General features: G+C 66.0%; 16 protein-coding genes. 1 reads left to right on the top strand and 15 read right to left on the bottom strand.

The genetic code is table 11. The features are described 5' to 3' along the window. Positions 1-25: 25 nt before the first annotated feature. The 7 genes from IE116_RS13165 to IE116_RS13135 all read right to left on the bottom strand — a co-directional run bounded on the left by IE116_RS13165 (position 26) and on the right by IE116_RS13135 (position 9,168). On the bottom strand, positions 26-706 hold the full coding sequence (locus tag IE116_RS13165; RefSeq protein WP_189613099.1) for a Fe2+-dependent dioxygenase: 681 nt from the start codon (positions 704-706) through the stop codon (positions 26-28). A gap of 69 nt (positions 707-775) precedes the next feature. Further along, positions 776-3,121: a catecholate siderophore receptor Fiu gene (locus tag IE116_RS13160; protein WP_189613097.1), complete on the bottom strand. Its 2,346-nt coding sequence runs from the start codon at positions 3,119-3,121 to the stop codon at positions 776-778. A gap of 370 nt (positions 3,122-3,491) precedes the next feature. After that, positions 3,492-4,868 carry a hypothetical protein gene (locus tag IE116_RS13155; RefSeq protein ID WP_189613095.1) on the bottom strand — a complete coding sequence of 459 codons (1,377 nt, stop codon included), beginning with the start codon at positions 4,866-4,868 and terminating at the stop codon, positions 3,492-3,494. 179 nt (positions 4,869-5,047) lie between these two features. Beyond that, on the bottom strand, positions 5,048-6,061 hold the full coding sequence (locus IE116_RS13150) for a tripartite tricarboxylate transporter substrate binding protein (RefSeq protein WP_189613093.1): 1,014 nt from the start codon (positions 6,059-6,061) through the stop codon (positions 5,048-5,050). Then, positions 6,058-6,981: a LysR family transcriptional regulator gene (locus IE116_RS13145; RefSeq protein WP_189613091.1), complete on the bottom strand. Its 924-nt coding sequence runs from the start codon at positions 6,979-6,981 to the stop codon at positions 6,058-6,060. Before IE116_RS13145 ends, IE116_RS13150 begins: the two co-directional genes overlap by 4 nt. Before the next feature lie 43 nt (positions 6,982-7,024). Continuing rightward, positions 7,025-7,816 carry an amidohydrolase family protein gene (locus IE116_RS13140; protein ID WP_229828451.1) on the bottom strand — a complete coding sequence of 264 codons (792 nt, stop codon included), beginning with the start codon at positions 7,814-7,816 and terminating at the stop codon, positions 7,025-7,027. A 158-nt stretch (positions 7,817-7,974) separates the two neighbouring features. After that, a complete protein-coding gene (locus IE116_RS13135) occupies positions 7,975-9,168 on the bottom strand; it encodes a CaiB/BaiF CoA transferase family protein (RefSeq protein WP_189613089.1) in 1,194 nt (397 codons plus the stop codon). A 254-nt stretch (positions 9,169-9,422) separates the two neighbouring features. On the opposite strand from IE116_RS13135, the gene IE116_RS13130 reads away from it, so the two are divergent. Next, a complete protein-coding gene (locus IE116_RS13130; RefSeq protein WP_189613087.1) occupies positions 9,423-9,728 on the top strand; it encodes a hypothetical protein in 306 nt (101 codons plus the stop codon). Positions 9,729-9,753: 25 nt separating this feature from the next. Here IE116_RS13130 and IE116_RS13125 read toward each other — a convergent pair whose 3' ends face one another. The 8 genes from IE116_RS13125 to IE116_RS13090 form a co-directional block, all read right to left on the bottom strand. Continuing rightward, positions 9,754-10,917 carry a PAS domain-containing sensor histidine kinase gene (locus IE116_RS13125; RefSeq protein ID WP_189613084.1) on the bottom strand — a complete coding sequence of 388 codons (1,164 nt, stop codon included), beginning with the start codon at positions 10,915-10,917 and terminating at the stop codon, positions 9,754-9,756. A 3-nt stretch (positions 10,918-10,920) separates the two neighbouring features. Further along, entirely contained in the window at positions 10,921-11,724 is an 804-nt protein-coding gene (locus IE116_RS13120; protein ID WP_189613082.1) for an alpha/beta fold hydrolase, read from the bottom strand. A gap of 184 nt (positions 11,725-11,908) precedes the next feature. After that, the gene (locus tag IE116_RS13115; protein WP_189613080.1) at positions 11,909-12,271 is read right to left on the bottom strand and encodes a 6-pyruvoyl trahydropterin synthase family protein; all 363 of its coding nucleotides are present in this window, start codon (positions 12,269-12,271) and stop codon (positions 11,909-11,911) included. Further along, the gene (queE, locus tag IE116_RS13110) at positions 12,268-12,903 is read right to left on the bottom strand and encodes a 7-carboxy-7-deazaguanine synthase (RefSeq protein ID WP_189613078.1); all 636 of its coding nucleotides are present in this window, start codon (positions 12,901-12,903) and stop codon (positions 12,268-12,270) included. The genes IE116_RS13115 and queE overlap by 4 nt, the downstream gene beginning before the upstream one ends. Before the next feature lie 47 nt (positions 12,904-12,950). Beyond that, positions 12,951-13,292: a hypothetical protein gene (locus IE116_RS13105; RefSeq protein ID WP_189613076.1), complete on the bottom strand. Its 342-nt coding sequence runs from the start codon at positions 13,290-13,292 to the stop codon at positions 12,951-12,953. 110 nt (positions 13,293-13,402) lie between these two features. Then, positions 13,403-14,776, bottom strand: coding sequence for a heavy metal sensor histidine kinase (locus IE116_RS13100; protein ID WP_189613074.1), 1,374 nt, complete (start codon positions 14,774-14,776; stop codon positions 13,403-13,405). Continuing rightward, the gene (locus tag IE116_RS13095) at positions 14,773-15,456 is read right to left on the bottom strand and encodes a heavy metal response regulator transcription factor (protein WP_189613073.1); all 684 of its coding nucleotides are present in this window, start codon (positions 15,454-15,456) and stop codon (positions 14,773-14,775) included. Before IE116_RS13095 ends, IE116_RS13100 begins: the two co-directional genes overlap by 4 nt. A 9-nt stretch (positions 15,457-15,465) precedes the next feature. After that, positions 15,466-16,275: an ABC transporter ATP-binding protein gene (locus IE116_RS13090; RefSeq protein WP_189613071.1), complete on the bottom strand. Its 810-nt coding sequence runs from the start codon at positions 16,273-16,275 to the stop codon at positions 15,466-15,468.

The following is a 16,275-nucleotide window of genomic DNA, read 5'->3' as shown; positions in this document are numbered from 1 at the left end:
CAGTCGAGCAATAAACATGCCTCGATCAGGTCTGGCCCCACCGGCGGATCAGGTTGTGATAGTGGGCGGTCAGGGCCACGGTTTCCGCGCTGTCGCCATGACGCGCGCGCAGCGCCTGGATGGCAACGTCAAGCTCATACAGTTGGTTGCGTTGCCCATCGTCCTGCACCAGGCTTTGCGTCCAGAAAAACGCGCTGATGCGCGCGCCGCGCGTGACGGGTTCGACGCGGTGAATGCTGGTGGCCGAATACAGGATCAGGTCACCGGCAGGCAGCTTGACCTCGTGTTCGCCATAGGTATCGCGCACCACCAGTTCGCCGCCATCATAGGTGTCGGGCTCGGACAGGAAGAGCGTGGATGACACATCGGTGCGCAGGCGTTGATCGGTGCCCGGAAGGATGCGCACCGACCCATCGACATGCGCGCCATAGTGCTCGCCGCCTTCATAGCAATTGAACAGGGGCAGCATCGTGCGCGCCGGCAGCGCGGCCGCAAAGAACATGGGATGGGACGACACCGCGTGCTGCACGATGCGTCCCAGTTCGAGGGCGAGCGGCGAGCCTTCGGGCAACTGGCGATTGCGCTTGACGCGCGCGCCCTGGTCACCAACTGTGGCGCGCCCATCCGTCCAGTTCGACGCATCGAGTCGTCCGCGCAATTCGGCGGCCTGGTCAGGCGTCAACACGCCGGGGATATGAAGCATCATCGCGGGTAGCCTCGAAATGAAAAAAGCCCCTCCGCATCGGAGAGGCCAGCGCACGACGCCGGTGCGTGATCAGAAGCGGAAGTTGGCGCTCAGAAGGGCATAACGCGGCACGCCGGGCGTGTAGCGATAGCCACTTTTGTTGATGTTCGCAACGTAATCCTTGTCGAACAGATTGTAGACGTTGAGCTGCAGGCTCAAGTTGCGGTTGATGGGGTAGAGCGCCATCGCATCGAACACCACATACGAGTCGGTGTAGCGCGGCGTGCCGACCGCGCCATCGGTGCCGCGTTGCAGTTTGCCGTTGTAGCGCGCGCCGCCGCCGATGGTCAGGCCAAAGGGCGTCTTGTAGGTGGTCCACAAGGTGAAGGCGCTTTTGGGCGTGTAGTTGAGCGCGTTGCTGCCCGGGTCGGCGCCGACATTGGGGCCGTTGGTGACTGCCGTGTGCATGGTGGTGTAACCGGCATTGATGGCCCAAGCCTTGGTGATCTGGCCGACGGTGGAGAGCTCGACACCTTGCACGCGTTTCTTGCCGGCCTGGATGTACGTCGCCGGCGAGATGGGATCGGTAATGATCTCGTTCGTGATCTCGGTTCGATAGAGCGACGCGGCAACGCCAAGCTGACGATCGAGGAAGTCCCATTTCGTCCCGATTTCGGCGGTCTTGGCTTTCTGCGGATCGTAGGCCGTGTTGTTCGCATTGTTGGATGCGGTGCTGAGCGCGAAGGCGCCACCGCCGGGGGGTTGCTGCGACACGCCATAGGCCGCGTACAGGCTGCCGTTGTCGGCGGGCTTGTACAGCGCACCCAATTTCCAGCCGAACAGATTGCCGGATTTGGATACGTCGAAGGCCGGTGCAGTGGCAGTCGCGGTGAATGGGTTCGACGCGAATTCAGTCTTGTACCGGTCGTAACGCAGGCCACCATTCACCGAAAACCGATCGCTGATCTGGATCGTGTCGAATGCGTAGATGGCGGCGGTCTTGGTCGTGCCAGCGGATTGGCCCGGCCGCCGGATCCGGTTGAAGCCCGGCGCATTCGAATCCGGATGGTACAGATTGGCCGGCGGCGCCGTCCCTGCCGCACCCGAGTTGCGTGCGACGAACGCATAGTTGATCTGTTCTTCGCGCGTCAGTTCCAGGCCGGTGCTGAGGGTGTGCTTGAGCCCGCCGGTAGTGACCGTGGCGCGCAGATTGGTCTGGTTGGTCAGGATGGTGTTGCGCTGATCGACATTGGTCGGCAGGCTGCGTGCGACCGTCCATGCGGATTGCGGACCAGCCAGGTTCAGGTTGTTTCCGGTCGGCATGAACGCGTTGAGCATGTAGTCATGATCGGTGCGGCCGTACCGTGTCGTGTTGGTCAGCAGGTTGCCGTTGCCCAGGTCATGCTCGACGCGCGCCGTCAGCATGTTGGTGGTGGCGTCGTCGAAGTCGCCGCTGGTGCCATAGAAGTTGCGCGAGCGCACGCGCGGCGCGCCGTTCAACTGGTTGAGCTCGGACTGCGTTGCCCCGGGCAGCGGGCCCGGATTGGCGGGGGTCGGATTCTGGGGGATGGCCACCGCAGCCGGCGCGCCATACCCTGGAAGCCCGATGGTCGGCACACCGCCATCCGGCACGTTGTTCTGCTTGGTGTGAATGAAGTTGACGAAGGCTCGGGTGCTGCCGTTCAGGCCGAACGCCAACGACGGCGCAATGCTCAGGCGATCGTTGTTGACGTGGTCGCGGCCGGGCACGTCGCTGTCCTGCTTGATCACGTTCAAGCGAAACGCCGCGCCGTTCCACCCTTCAATCACGCGATTCAAGTCTGCCGTCACGCGGCGCTGATTCTGCGTGCCGACGCTCAACGTGCCGGCCGCAAAATTTTCCAGCCGCGGTTGTTTGGTCACCAGGTTAATTGACCCGGTAGGCGACGTGCGGCCATAGTCGGAGCCCGACGGACCCTTGATGACTTCGATGCTTTCGATGTTGAAGACGTCGCGCGATGCCGTTGATGTATCGCGCACGCCATCGATGAAGATGCTGCTGCTGGCGTCGAAGCCGCGCATGTAGACGGCGTCGCCCGTGGTCGTGTTGCCGTTTTCGCCCAGGAAGAAGGTGCCGACGCCCGGGGTGTTGCGCAGGGCTTCGGTCAGCGTGGTGGCGACCTGTTCCTTGAACAGGCTTTCCTTGATGATGGTGACGGTGCGGGTCGTGTCGATGAGGGGTTCGGTGAACTTGGGCGAAGACAGGGCGTCGGCCTTGTAGTCGCTTTGCGCGTCACCGCTCACGGTGATTTCAGGCAGCGATGTCGTTGGGCCGGAGGCAGTTTGCGCGCTGGCCGGGTGCATGGCAATGCCCGCGGCAAGGGCGGCGGCGGTGGCCGCGGCGGTCGGATGGCGGCGCGGCGCAGCGGGATGCTTGCGGCTCTTGATGTACGACATGGGTGCTCCTGTAGGTGGGGATCCCCCCCTGGGCGCTTCGCGCCTCCCCCAGGGGCGGCACTGGCGGACTGGCGGAGCCAGATCCGCTGTGCCCTGGATGAGGCGTTGTATGCCGGGTGTAATTAATAATGCGAATGATAATGGATATCATTTGAATTGTGAAGAAATGTAGAGTTTTTTAGAGGGACCGTGGCTATGGTCGTGCGGGTCCGGTTCGCTCGCGTCCCGCATTGGTGCGCGAAGGGGGGCAACCGGCATATGCGGCGCTTCGGCGTGCGCACGTCTTGCGACACGGTCGGCCGGTGGACAGCAAAAAGCGGCGTGCCGCTTGTCGCAGCACGCCGCCCTGGGCAGCGAAAGACGAAGGTGATCAGTTGCGTTGGCGAGGCGGAATACGTGTTTCCAGTGCGGCAGGTACGTAATCCGGAAGGAAGCGGCATCCTGCGCCGTATTCGGCTTCGAAAGCAGGGCAGGCCGCGGCGATGCTGGCCGGTGTCGGCTTGGTGCCTTGGGTCACCCATTTGGTCAGCGATGACATGATCGTCACGTAGGCGGGATCGCTCAGGTAGCTGTGCGCGCTGTCATTCGTGAAGGTCTGCACCAGGTGATCGGCGGTGCCGGCCTGGGTCATCGTGCGGCCAAAGAAGTTGGCCATTTCAACGAACGCCGTCGGATCCTGCGTGCCGCGCATCGTCAGCACCGGCACGGGAATCTTGCCGTTCGGATCGGTGTCGGCGGCAAAGCGGGCCACGGCGGCGGGATTCGCGGCATAGCGCAGCACGCCTGCGTTCAATGCCGCGTCGTCGTCGGAACCGCTGTAGCGCACGCCGATGTTGCCGAAGGGGCTGGCGCCGCCGGTGCGTTTGCTCGAGATGTCCTGGAAGTGAAAGGTGCCCCAGTTGAGGTGCGACTGGATCGAGCTGGCCGGGATCTTGATGACGTTTTCGATCGTGCGGATCTTGCGGGTCTCTTCTGGCGTGCGCTGCGCGGCGGTCTTGTTCAAGCCCAGGCATTCGTTGACGCGGCCGGTCAGGTCGGCGGAGGTCATGGTCACGCCGGCCGGCAGACCCAGGTTGAGCGGATACGCCGCTTCGGTCGGACGCGGGTGGTTGTTGCACAGGTACTGATACACCACACGCAGGTCCAGCCGGAAATCATACGAGTAGCTGCCGCCAGCAATCACGCCGCTGGTCAGCAGGACGCCGTCGTACGGTGCCTTGCCGTTGTTGGTGGCCGCGGTGTATGTCTCGGCAGCTTTGGCAGCGACGCCGCCGCCCCATGACTGGCCATGCAGAATGGTCAGCTTGGGCTTGGCCACATGTTCAATAAAGATCTTGCGCAGGCGTTCGGTGTCTTCCGCCGCGGCACGCACTTCGACACCGCCCTGGCGGAAGGTGGAGCCGGCCCAGGCGTAGCCTTGTCTGACCATGATGGTCCAGCGTTCCAGGTCTTCTACGGCGCGGGCCGGTGTGGGGGCATCGAGCGACGGGCCGCCATGCGCATGCATGACCAGGTCGCCGTTCCACTTTTCGGGCATGGCGATCAGGTAGTAGGCGCCGGCCGAATCCTGCCCGGACAGGCACTTGGCGGTTGCCGGTACGACGGATGGGCAGGCGGCCGACGTGGGTGCCTTCTCGCCCGAGGCGACCGGGCCGGTGTCGTTATGGTTGTCGTCACCGCCGCCGCAGGCGCCGAGCAACATGACGGCGGCAACGGCCGCGCCAAGGGAAAGAGGGGTGGTGCGCATGAAGTGTCTCCGGATGGATGTAGTGTTGTTCTGCACAACCATCCTAGAGACCTGTCATATTGGCGTCAAATATATGGAAACACGGTTCTGCATATGTTTTTCATATGAAGGAGGGCATTGTGCATGTTGAGCCGGGCAGCCCGGGGGAGCCGCGTACTGGCAGCCGAGCACGGCGCCAACTAAGGCGCGCGAAGTGGCGCAGCGCGCAGCATCGCGCGGTTCGCGTCGAAGTCGGCGCGGATGCGCGCAACGAAGGCCTCGCGCGTGTCGGTGGCGGGCAGGTTGTCGGTCACGGCCAGGCGCTGCTGGAAGGTCGCCGATGTCACGGCCGTGTTGATGGCTCGATTGAGCACGCTCAATAACGCGACAGGCGTTCCACCCGGCGCGAACACGCCGAACAAGGACGACAGGTTGGCCTGCGCGAACCCAAGCTCGGCAAAGGTCGGCACATCCGGCAGCACCGGCAATCGCGCCGGCGCGCCGACGGCCAGTGGCTTGAACTGGCCGGCGGCAATGGCGCGCAGCTGCATCTCGCTGACGTTGGTCGACAGCAGTTCGAACTGACCGCCCAGGGCATCGCTGATTTGCTGGCCGCCGCCTTTGTACGGCACATGGACGATGCGCGTGCCGCTGGCGCGGCTGACCTGCTCCATGACCAGGTGACCCGTGGTCGCGATGCCCGAGGAAGCCCAGCGCAACTGCCCGGGGTGGGCGCGCGCGTGGCGCAAGGTGTCGGCCAGCGTATCGTAGGGCAGGGCGGGCGTGCCAACCAGCAGCAGCGGTGTGTGCATCACGCCCGCCACGGGCGCGATGTCGCGCAGTGGATCATAGGTGACCGCGCCCACCAGCGGCCGCACCGTCAGCGGCGTGATCGCCGAGAACACAAGGGTGGTGCCGTCCGGCGCCGCGCGCGCGATCATGCCCATGGCCACGCTGCCGCCATCCCCTGCCCGGTAGTCGACGATGACCTGCACGCCCAGTGGCCCGGCCAGTTCCTCGGCCAGCACATGCGCCAGCGTTGCGCTCACGCCGCCGGGTGGGTAGGCCACGACCAGACGCAGGGGCCTGGGCAACAGAGGGCGCACCCGCAGCGCAGTGTCGTCGGCTGCCTCCGCCCGCTGCGTCGTCATGCCCGGCGCAAGCAGTGCAGCGCCAGCCAGCACCAGGCGTCGCCGTGTGATGAGCGCGCTCATTGTTGAGCAGCGACGCGCGCCGTTTCGCGGCACAGCGTCACGAACCGCGCTGTGGCGCCCACGCAATCGGCGGTCCGATAGACCAGGGTGATCGGAGCGTCCAGCCTGGCGCTTTCGCGTAGCGGCCGATAGACCACCTCTTCGGGATGCAAGGTGCGCATCGAGGCCGGCACGACCGACACACCCATGCCCGAGGCCACCAGATTGATGTTGGTGGTCATGCGCTCGACCTCGGCATAGATGCGCGGTTGCAGTCCTTGTTCGTTGAACAGCGCCAGCAGGTTCTGGTACAGGCCCGGCGCCCCGGGCTTGCGCACCAGGATCAGCGATTCATCTCGCAGGTCGTGGATGGACAGGGGCTGCGCGGCGCCGCGGCCCGTGCGCTGCGCCAGCGGGTGATCGGACGGCAGCGCCACCATGACGGGCTCGCGCAGCAAGGTCTCGAACGACAGCCCGGCGGGGGTTGCGACTGGCACGCGCAACAGCCCGCAATGCAGGCGGGCATCGGCCACGGCTTCGGTGATCTCGGCCGCGTTGCGTTCGGTAATGGCCAGCGCGACCGACGCCACGCTGAGGCGGCAGGCGCGCAGCACGCGCGGCGTGAACGCGTGGGCGCCGGCCGAACTCGTGATGCCCACGTCGAGCCGGCCGGTTTCGCCGCGCGCGACCAGCGCCATGCGGGCCTGCATGGCCTCGGTATCGTTGACGATGCGGCGCGCTTCGGCTTCGAACAGGCGGCCGCCATCGGTCAGGCTGACGCCTTTGGGATGCCGGTGAAAGAGGGCCAGGCCCAGCTGTTGTTCGAGGGCCTTGATCTGCTGGCTGAGCGGCGGTTGCTGGATGCCGAGCTGCTCGGCCGCGCGGGTAATGTGTCCCGCGTCGGCCACCGCAAGAAAGTAGCGCAGGTGACGAAATTCCATATGGAAATCATATCGTGTGCGCCCTGTCCGATATATCTGACGTTTACCCTTGGCGGAACCCGTACAGCGCCGCCGGGTTGTCGATCAGAATGCGCCGGCGCTGCGCCCTATCCGGCACCCAGCGCGCGAGCAGGGCAGCCAGGGACGCGTCGTCCGGCTTGACCGGTTCGGTCACGTGTGGCCAGTCGCTGCCCCACACGAGGCGGTCCGGCGCGGCATCGAGCCAGGCCCGAGCCACCGCGTCGGTATCGTCATAGCCACCCGCTTTGCCCACCCGGGAATCCAGGTACGGGCCCGACAGCTTCAGCCACGCCTTGCCGCTATCGAGTTGACGGCGAATGATGCCAAACGCCGGGTGGTTCACGCCGTCATCGACCGGCAGGCGTCCCAGATGGTCGAAGACGATGGCGGATGGCAGACGCCGCAGCAGGGCCTGGTGTTCGACGATTTGCTCGGCCGTCCAATGCAGTTGCACATGCCAGCCGAGGTCGTGTACGCGCTGCGACAGCGGCTCGACCATGTCGAAGCCGACCACCGCGTGCTCCGGCGTGTAGAGGGTGAAACGGATGCCGCGAATCCCCCCGTCGTGCAGCGCCTGCAATTGCGCATCGGTGACATCGTTGCGCACCACCGCCACGCCGCGGGTGTGGTCGCTGCCCAGGGCCTGGATGGCGGCCAGCGTGACGCGGTTGTCGGTGCCGAAGTTGCGCGGCGTGACGACCACCGTGCGGCGCGTGCCGATCACGGGCTGGATGCGGCAGTAGTCGTCGACCGTGCCCACCACGGGCAAGGCCGGCGCGCCTTGCGGAAGAAACGCCGGGTCGTAGATGTGCATGTGCGCATCGCACGCCAGCGCCGGATCGATCGCCTCGGCAGCCGCACGATCGTGGACATCCGCAACGGTTGGCGCCGTCAATGTTGCCGCTGTCATCGTTGCCGCCGTCATCGTCAGATCCGTTATCGTTGCATCCGACAACTTGCCATCCACCGCCGTCACAGCACCGCGGCGCTGGCGCGCAGTGCGGCAATCTCATCGTCGCCGCGGCCGGCCAGCTTCAGCACGGCGTCGGAATGCTGGCCCAGCGTCGGCGCCGCGAACGGCTCGGGCCCGGGCGTGCGTCCGTGCACCATCGCGCGCTTGAAGCCGCGATAGGTACCCAGCGACGGATGCTCGAACACCGCCACCATGTCTTCGGCCTGCACCTGGGGAAAGTCGAACATGTCCTCGACCGACCGGGCGGCCGAGCAGGGCACTTCTTCACCGAACAGGGCTTCCCACTCCAGGGCCGATCTGGCTTGCAGCGCGGCGTGCAGCTTGGGCACGATTTCGGTGTGATGCTGGGCGCGTTTGCGCACGGTGTCGTAGCGGTCGCCGGCCAGCAGGTCGTCCAGCGCCGTCTTCATGCACAGGGCTTTCCAGAAATGCGGCGTGTTGGCGGAAATGTAGATGTACCCGTCACGGGTCGGATGAATGCCGGTGATGCCGCCCGACCGCATGTCGCGGCCCACGTCCTTCGGTTCGCCATCGGCCCACACCATGCGCGCGGACTGCAGCGCCAGCGCGCTGCGCAGCAGCGACACGCCCACATACTGGCCTTCGCCGCTGCGTTCGCGCTCGAACAGGGCCGACGCCACCGCGCCTGCCAGCAAGGAGGCCGCGTAGTAATCGACGATGGACCCGTACAGGATCTCCGGCGGGCCGTCCTGCTTTCCCTGCAGCACGCACATGCCCGTCATGGTCTGCAGCACCTGGTCGTACCCGGCCTTGTCCTTGAGGGGCCCGCTTTCGCCATACCCCGTCACCGCACAGTAGATCAGCCGCGGATTGATCGCGCGCAGCGTGTCGTAGTCGATGCCCAGGCGCGGCGGGACGTTGGGCCGGAAATTGTGCACCAGCACATCGGCATCGCGAACCAGGTCGCGCAGCACGTCCAGCGCGGCCGGCTGCTTGAGGTCGAGCGCAATGCCCAGCTTGCTCCGGTTCACGCCCAGGAACGCCCGGCTTTCGGCCTCGAGGGTGGACGGGTATTTGCGCAGGTTGTCGCCCACGGGCGGTTCGATCTTGATGACTTCGGCGCCCTGATCGGCAAGCAGGGTGCAGCCGTAGGGGCCGGCAATGTAGGCGCTCAGGTCGAGCACGCGGATGCCCGTCAGGGGCCCGCGCTGGGAAGAGGGGGAAGTCGTCATGGATCCTGTCAGGCAGTGTTGGCGCGCGGCGCACGCGCGCACGGACAAGGCGAGGATCCTAGAACAGCCGGATGATCCCGAAAAGCGACGTTTCGTAAACCGAAGGGTTACCAAATCTGTAGGTCGCGATCCGCGGGCCCATTCTGGCACCGGACCTCGGTTAACCTGCATCGGTAACCCCGTATGGGCACACGCTGGAAGTTGGCGCACACTGCCAGCCCGCTTGCTGCCTGTCCACCCTCACGGATTTGCCAATGACCTGTCCCCGTTTCGAAAGAGCTGCTGCCCTGGCTGCTCTCCACGTCGAATCGCCCACGCCGCTGACGGCCATGGCGATTTACCTGGAACTGACCGTCAACGACAGTGACGACGACGCGGTGCGGGCGCTGCTTGCGCAGACCGAAGCGACCACGCTGGCCGCAACGACATCCGCCGCGGCGCTTGCTGCGGCACCCCCGGCTGCCGCGCCACCTTCGGCTCAGCCGGCCGCCCCGGCCACCACGGTGGACAAAGGCACGGAACCCGCACCTTCCAGCGATACCCCCGTTCGAAATCGCTGAACCGGTCCGTCTGCCTGCCTGGCGCCTAGACGCCGGTTCGCGGAAACGTGGCAGTGAACGTCGTGACACCCGCCGCGCTGGAGGTCACGTCGACCTGTCCACCGTGCGCCGCAGCAATCCCACGAACAATGAACAGACCCAGGCCCACGCTGCGGGCGCTCTCCGGTAAGTCATAGCCCCGCGTCATCGGCTCGAACATCGTGGCCAGCACGGAGTCGGCAATAGGCGTGCCCCGATTGCGCACTGCCAGACGGAACGCCTGCGCATCGCCGCTGGTCATGACTTCGACTGGGGTATCGGCCGAGCCATAGGCCATCGCATTCGCGACCAGGTTGCCCAACAGTTGCGTCATGCGATCCGGATCGGCAATGCACGCACCATCACCTTCATGGCGGTAGGTCAGGCGCCTGCCCGGGAACGCAAGCTCCAGTTCGGACACCGCATGCGACATGACGTCGTGCAGGTCGATGGGCTGCGGCGCGACATGGACCCCCTGGCCGACCCGCGCCAGCGTGAAATCCAGCAGATCGGCAATGAGACGGGTCGATCGCTCCGATGCCCGCATGATGAACTGCAGCAGCTTCAGCTGCCTGGCGTCATGTTGACCCAGCAGCAGCGCTTCGGTCGCCACCATGATGGTCGACAAGGGATTGCGCAGATCGTGGCTGACGATGCCGACCATCTGTTCCGCAAAGTGCGCGCGGTCTTCGGCGGCCTTGCGAAGGTGGGCCTGCGCAAGCGCCAGGCTGGCCTGCGCCGCCCGTTCGCTGGCCAGGCTATCTTCGGCCTGCTGCCGCGCCCGAAGCAACTCGCTTTCGTATTTGGCCCGGTCCTTGGCAATGAACACCGCCACTTCATGCTGCACGCCGCTGTCGTGGGTGCGGCGCACGGCGTTCATCAAGAGCGGAATCCGGGTGCCGTCGGCATGGACGATGTCGACCTTGATCTCGGCCACCGAACCCTGCATCCGCAACAGCGGCGCCCAGTGCGTTTGATGGAAGATGCGCGCACCCATCGTGAACATGTCCTGCAGGCGCCTTTGGCCGACCAGGTCGGACTCGGTCACGCCGGCCCACCGGCAGAAAGTGGCATTGGCGCGCACAATCGTGCCGTCTTCGCGCGTCACCAGCAGGCCGCAGGGCGCTTCCTCGAACAGCCGCGCGACATCGTGCGTGTTGCCTGCCGTCATGGGCTACCTTTGCTGCGCCGCCAGAAAGTCGTCCATGGCGTCGATGCAGGCGGACGGCGCACTTAAATGCGGGCAGTGACCGACGTTGTCGATGACGCGAAGCGTGCTGGCCGGCAGGACGTCGTGCAGGTACTGGCCAACCGACTGCGGCGCAATCAGATCGTCGCTGCACTGAATGATCAGGCTGGGCGTGGTCAGTTCGCGCACTTCCGCCCGGTTATCCGACAGGAAGGTGACGCGGGCAAATTGCTTGGCGATCTTGGGATCGGTGCGGCAGAAACTGTTGGTCAGCTCGTCGGACAGTTCCGGTTCGCCCGGGGCACCCATGATCGCGGGCGCCATGGTGCTGGCCCAGCCCAGGTAGTTGCTTTCCAGCGTGTCCAGCAGGGAGTCGATGTCGGCGCGTGTGAAACCGCCCACATAACTGCCCTCGTTGATGTAGCAGGGTGACGGCCCGATCATGATGTGCGCGGCGATGCGGCCAGGCTTGGCCAGGTCCGCCAGCACCCCGATCATGGCGCTGACCGAATGCCCGACAAAAATCACCGGTCCGGTCGCGAACTGGTCGATGATCTCGACGACGTCGCTGGCGTAGCCCTGCAGGGAGTCGTATTTGGCGGGATCGTAGGCCGACAGGTCCGAGCCGCCACTGCCCACCAGGTCGAACAGCACGACGCGATACCGCTTGGCGTAGTCCGGCGCCAGGAACCGCCACATGTTCTGGTCGCAGCCGAAGCCGTGCGCGAACAGGACGGTGGTGGGACCTTCCCCGGACACGCGAACCCAATTCCGTTGCGTTACATCCATGAGCAACCCTTGAACATATTGGACCCGCTCTGGCTGCCCGGCGCGAGGCGTGGCCGACGGCGCGCGCTACGGCAATTTACCGCATGCTCATTTTTGGCGTCGAGAAAGTAGCAAGCGCCTGCATCGTTCCAGCGGACGCTGCGGCGCGGCTGAAGGGATGCGGCGCGCCTGAGGCGTCCCGTGGCTACAGATGCAAGGTGCAACGGTCGCCCGACGCGCGCCGGGCGACAGTCACGCGCACCAGGCCGGGCAGCGCCGGCTGCAGGGCCGATGCGATGAAGGCGCACAGGCCTTCCAGCGTAGGCATCGTCAGGCCAGGCACTTCGTCGAGCAGACGGTGGTCGAGCTGCTCGCGCACACCCGCAAGCGCCGCGCGGAAGTGGCCAAGGTCGATCAGCATGCCGGACACCGGGTCGGGCATGCCCCCGACCGTGACGTCCGCGTGATAGGTGTGCCCGTGGATGCGCAGGCTGGAGTCGGTTTCGATCTCGCGATGCAGGGTATGCGCCGCTTCGAAATAGAACTCCTGGGTCAACTCGTACTTCATCGTATACCGATCACTTTGTGGGATTGCACGCTCAGGCGCCACATCGGATGCTGCATGCACCAGGCGATGGCCCATTGCACGTTCCTGGCCTGGTCCGGGCCGTCCATGGCCTGGACAAAATAATGCTCGAAGGGCAGGGCTTCGAGCGCCAGCAGGTCGACTTCCGCCTGCGGCACCACGACTTTCAGTTCGGTGCCGCGGGTCTGGTTCAGCGGGGCGCTGCTTTTCGGGCTGACGCAGATCCAGTCGATGCCGTCGGGCGCCGCGATCGTGCCATTGGTCTCGACCGCGATTTCGAAGCCGCGCGCATGCAGCGCGTCGATCAGGGCGGAATCCACCTGCAGCAGGGGTTCGCCGCCGGTCAGCACCACCAGCCGGGTTCCGCCGGGCTCATCGGGCCACTGGCTCGCGATCACGTCGGCCAGGGCGTCCGCCTGCGGGTACTTGCCGCCCAGCGTGCCGTCGGTACCGACAAAATCGGTGTCACAGAAGGTGCAGACAGCGGTGCTGCGGTCGGCCTCGCGGCCCGACCACAGGTTGCAGCCGGCAAAGCGGCAGAACACGGCCGCGCGGCCGGCATTGGCTCCCTCGCCCTGCAAGGTATAGAAGATTTCTTTTACTGCGTAGGTCATTTCAACTCTCTGAAACGAGGGCGCGGTGTCGCGCCATCGTGTCCCGATCAGTCTTCGGGAATCGCGCTTTCGTCAAAGCCGATGATCTTGCCGGACTGCCGGATGATGGTCACATACACCCGGTGCCGGTACAGGCGTTCGAACTCGGGATCGTGGGCGCCGAGCTTGAGCGTCTTTTCGAATTTCTCGATGATGAGTGCGTCTTCGTTGACGCCGTCATACACATCGACCCCGACCACCGTGAAGTCGAACTTGGCGCCGCGTTCCTTGAAAAAGGCGCGCGCCTTGATTTCTTCGGGATCGTCGGCGTCGAAGTCCTGGAACAGGTAGTCGCGCGTTGCGTCGTCGAGCGGCTCGTCCTCGAAGTGGTCAGAAAAGCGGTAATCCATGGCGAATCCTGGCGGCAAGACCGTGCGCGCGCGGGGTCGCGCGGCGTGTCAACCCGCTAGTATCGCCGAAAACCCGGTGTTGACGCGCTGCGCAGCGTTGCGTGCGCCCGTCATCCGGCCCGCAGCCGTTGCTGGCTGGATGCCAGCGCGCCGGGCAGTTCGATGCCCACCAGGGTCCCTTCGACGCCCTGGCCGTCGGCATCGCGCACCTTGCCTTCGGCCCACACGTGGCCGCCATGCATGCGGGCCACGGCGCGCACGATCGCCAGTCCGAGGCCATGCCGGGCCGCGTCGCCATGGGCCGAGCGGGCCGCATCGGCGCGGTAGAACCGGTCGAACATGCGCAGGGCCACCCCGTGCGGGACGGGCTTGCCCGTGTTGAAAACAGCAATGCGCACCGCGCCGGGTAACGCTTCGATGCGGGCCGTGATCTGGCGGGCGCCGTCGGCATGGCGCACCGCGTTGGTCACCAGGTTCGCCATGGCGCGGCGGATCAGGGCCGGATTGCAGACGGCGGTGGCCTGGCCGACGCGGCTGGCGGTCGCGCCCGCGTCGTCCAGAATCGGACCGCAATAGGCCAGGACACCATCGACCAGCAGACCCAGGTCGACCCGTTCCAGCGACCGGGCGCGCTCGCCCTGGTCGGCCCGCGCCAGGAACAGCATGTCGTTGACGATGCCGGCGACGCGCTCCATTTCTTCAAGGTTGGACGCCAGGGCGTCGCGCAGGGCGTCGGCCGAGCGGGGCGCGGACAGGGTGACCTGCGCGCCATTGATGGCGCTGGCCAGGGGCGAGCGCAGTTCATGCGCGACGTCGGCCCCGAAGCCTTCCATCTGCCGGTAGGAGGCCTCGAGCTTGCCCAGCGCGTCGTTGAACGCGGCCACCAGATCGCCCAGTTCGTCATCCACGTGCCGCGTATCCAGCCGGCCGCCGATCGAGATGGCGCGGGCTTCGGCCGACAGGCGGCGCAGATTGCCGGCGACCCAGTGCGCGACCAGGGCCCCCAGCAGCGACGTCAGCAGGACGCCCGCCAGGCCGGCCCCCAGCAGCACCGTGGCATACCGTTGCAGCCGGGCTTCACGGTAACGGGTGTCGACCTCGAGCCGGGCGCGGGCGATCGGGCCATGGGTGAGGGCGATGTCGACCGCGTCGCGCACCACTCCGTCTTCGCCTGTCCGGCGATAGGGCTGTCCAGGCGGCACGGCGGCAGCATCGGCCGGTCCGGGCAGCCAGGTGACTTCCATGTCTTCCTGGCCGCGCATCATGTCGTTGACGCGCCGGTAGGACGATTCCGGTGTGTTGTCGGCGTGCGCTTCGTCCATCAATTGCAGCACCAGCCGCGACTTGGTCTGCAACTGGTCGTGGTCGGCGGCGATCAGGCGCGTTTCGAAGCCGCTGTGCAGCGACACGCCGATGGTGGCAAAAATCGGCAGCGACACCAGGGCCAGCGCAGCCGCCAGCCGGCCAGCCAGCGAGCGCCTCACGGCGCGCGTCGCTCGAGCACGTAGCCCATGCCGCGCACGGTGTGCAGCAGCTTGTCGTCGAAGGGCTCGTCCAGCTTGAGACGCAGGCGGCGGACCGCCACGTCGATCACGTTGTTGTCGCTGTCGAAGTTCATGTCCCAGAGCTGCTCGGCCAGTTCGCGGCGTGACAGCACTTCGCCCTGGCGCTTCAGAAAATACGCCAGCAGCATGAATTCCTGCGCGGTCAGGTCGATCTGGCGGCCGGCGCGAAAGGCCTTGCGGCGGCGCGGGTCCAGTTCCACATCGGCCAGCCGGTCGCGGGCGGGTTCGGCCAGGCTGCCGCCGGCCCCCCGCCGCATCAGCGCATGCGCCCGCGCCAGCAATTCCGAGAACGCAAAGGGCTTGACCAGGTAGTCGTCGGCGCCGCCGTGCAGGCCGCGCACCCGGTCTTCGACCTGGTCGCGCGCCGTCAGCATCAGCACCGGCGTCGTCTTTTTCTTGCGCAGGTCCGCCAGCACGTCAAAGCCGTCCAGGCCAGGCAACATGACGTCCAGCACGATCAGGTCGTATTGCCCTTCAATGGCCAGATAGCGGCCATGCAGGCCGTCGTGCGCGATATCGACCAGGTAGCCCGCTTCGCTCAACCCCTGGCACAAGGACGCCGCCAGTTTCGGTTCGTCTTCGATCAGCAGCAGGCGCATGGTGGAACTTTATCCCTGTCGGGCGAGGGCGGCGTCGCGCTGGCGGACCAGCGATTCGCGGCGGATGAAGTCGGCGACAAAGGTGTCGGCCGGCCGATGGTGCAGGTTATACGGCGAATCCCATTGCCGCAATTGCCCGCCTTCCATCACGCCGATCCGGTCGGCCAGCGCAAACGCTTCCGCCTGGTTGTGGGTGACCAGGATGGCCGTGTGGCCAGACGATTTCAGGATGTCCCGCACTTCGAACGCCAGGTGCTCCCGGGTATCCACATCCAGGTTGGAAAATGGCTCGTCCAGCAGCAGCAGATCGGGGGACGCGGCCAGCGACCGGGCCAGGGCCACCCGCTGCTGCTGTCCGCCCGACAGCTCGTGCGGAAAGCTGTCGGCCGTGGTGGGCAGCCCCACCATTTCGAGCATGGCGGCCACTTGCATCGCGCGTTCGCGTGCGGGCCGGCGCCGCAAGCCGAAGCCGACGTTTTGCGCGACCGTCAGGTGGGGGAACAGGGCGTAGTCCTGGAACATCATGCCCACGCGCCGGGTTTCGGGCGCGCGGTGTTCGGTGGTCGAGGACAGCACCTCGCCATCGAGCAGGATGCGGCCACCGCGCACCGGCTCGAAGCCGGCAATGGCGCGCAGCACGGTGGACTTGCCACAGCCCGACGCGCCCAGCAGGCAGCCGATCGCGCCCGTGTCCAGGTCCAGCGAAAAGTCCGACACGACACTGCGCTGGCCGTGCGGCGTGTCGTAGGCCAGGAACAGGTTTTCCAGCCTCAGCGCAGGCGCAGCGGGCGGCGCGGGGTGTACGGGAGCAAGTGACAT

Source organism: Pigmentiphaga litoralis, from assembly GCF_014651835.1.
Taxonomy (GTDB): Bacteria; Pseudomonadota; Gammaproteobacteria; order Burkholderiales; family Burkholderiaceae_B; genus Pigmentiphaga; species Pigmentiphaga litoralis.
Note: the sequence above shows the minus strand (reverse complement) of the source record. Positions and strands in the feature narration are given on the sequence as shown.

What these genes read in the sequence shown, in the direction of transcription:
- IE116_RS13165 (WP_189613099.1), bottom strand. Translation starts at nt 706, where the DNA reads ATGATGCTTCATATCCCCGGCGTGTTGACGCCTGACCAGGCCGCCGAA.
- IE116_RS13160 (WP_189613097.1), bottom strand. Translation starts at nt 3,121, where the DNA reads ATGTCGTACATCAAGAGCCGCAAGCATCCCGCTGCGCCGCGCCGCCAT.
- IE116_RS13155 (WP_189613095.1), bottom strand. Translation starts at nt 4,868, where the DNA reads ATGCGCACCACCCCTCTTTCCCTTGGCGCGGCCGTTGCCGCCGTCATG.
- IE116_RS13150 (WP_189613093.1), bottom strand. Translation starts at nt 6,061, where the DNA reads ATGAGCGCGCTCATCACACGGCGACGCCTGGTGCTGGCTGGCGCTGCA.
- IE116_RS13145 (WP_189613091.1), bottom strand. Translation starts at nt 6,981, where the DNA reads ATGGAATTTCGTCACCTGCGCTACTTTCTTGCGGTGGCCGACGCGGGA.
- IE116_RS13140 (WP_229828451.1), bottom strand. Translation starts at nt 7,816, where the DNA reads ATGCACATCTACGACCCGGCGTTTCTTCCGCAAGGCGCGCCGGCCTTG.
- IE116_RS13135 (WP_189613089.1), bottom strand. Translation starts at nt 9,168, where the DNA reads ATGACGACTTCCCCCTCTTCCCAGCGCGGGCCCCTGACGGGCATCCGC.
- IE116_RS13130 (WP_189613087.1), top strand. Translation starts at nt 9,423, where the DNA reads ATGACCTGTCCCCGTTTCGAAAGAGCTGCTGCCCTGGCTGCTCTCCAC.
- IE116_RS13125 (WP_189613084.1), bottom strand. Translation starts at nt 10,917, where the DNA reads ATGACGGCAGGCAACACGCACGATGTCGCGCGGCTGTTCGAGGAAGCG.
- IE116_RS13120 (WP_189613082.1), bottom strand. Translation starts at nt 11,724, where the DNA reads ATGGATGTAACGCAACGGAATTGGGTTCGCGTGTCCGGGGAAGGTCCC.
- IE116_RS13115 (WP_189613080.1), bottom strand. Translation starts at nt 12,271, where the DNA reads ATGAAGTACGAGTTGACCCAGGAGTTCTATTTCGAAGCGGCGCATACC.
- queE (WP_189613078.1), bottom strand. Translation starts at nt 12,903, where the DNA reads ATGACCTACGCAGTAAAAGAAATCTTCTATACCTTGCAGGGCGAGGGA.
- IE116_RS13105 (WP_189613076.1), bottom strand. Translation starts at nt 13,292, where the DNA reads ATGGATTACCGCTTTTCTGACCACTTCGAGGACGAGCCGCTCGACGAC.
- IE116_RS13095 (WP_189613073.1), bottom strand. Translation starts at nt 15,456, where the DNA reads ATGCGCCTGCTGCTGATCGAAGACGAACCGAAACTGGCGGCGTCCTTG.
- IE116_RS13090 (WP_189613071.1), bottom strand. Translation starts at nt 16,275, where the DNA reads ATGTCACTTGCTCCCGTACACCCCGCGCCGCCCGCTGCGCCTGCGCTG.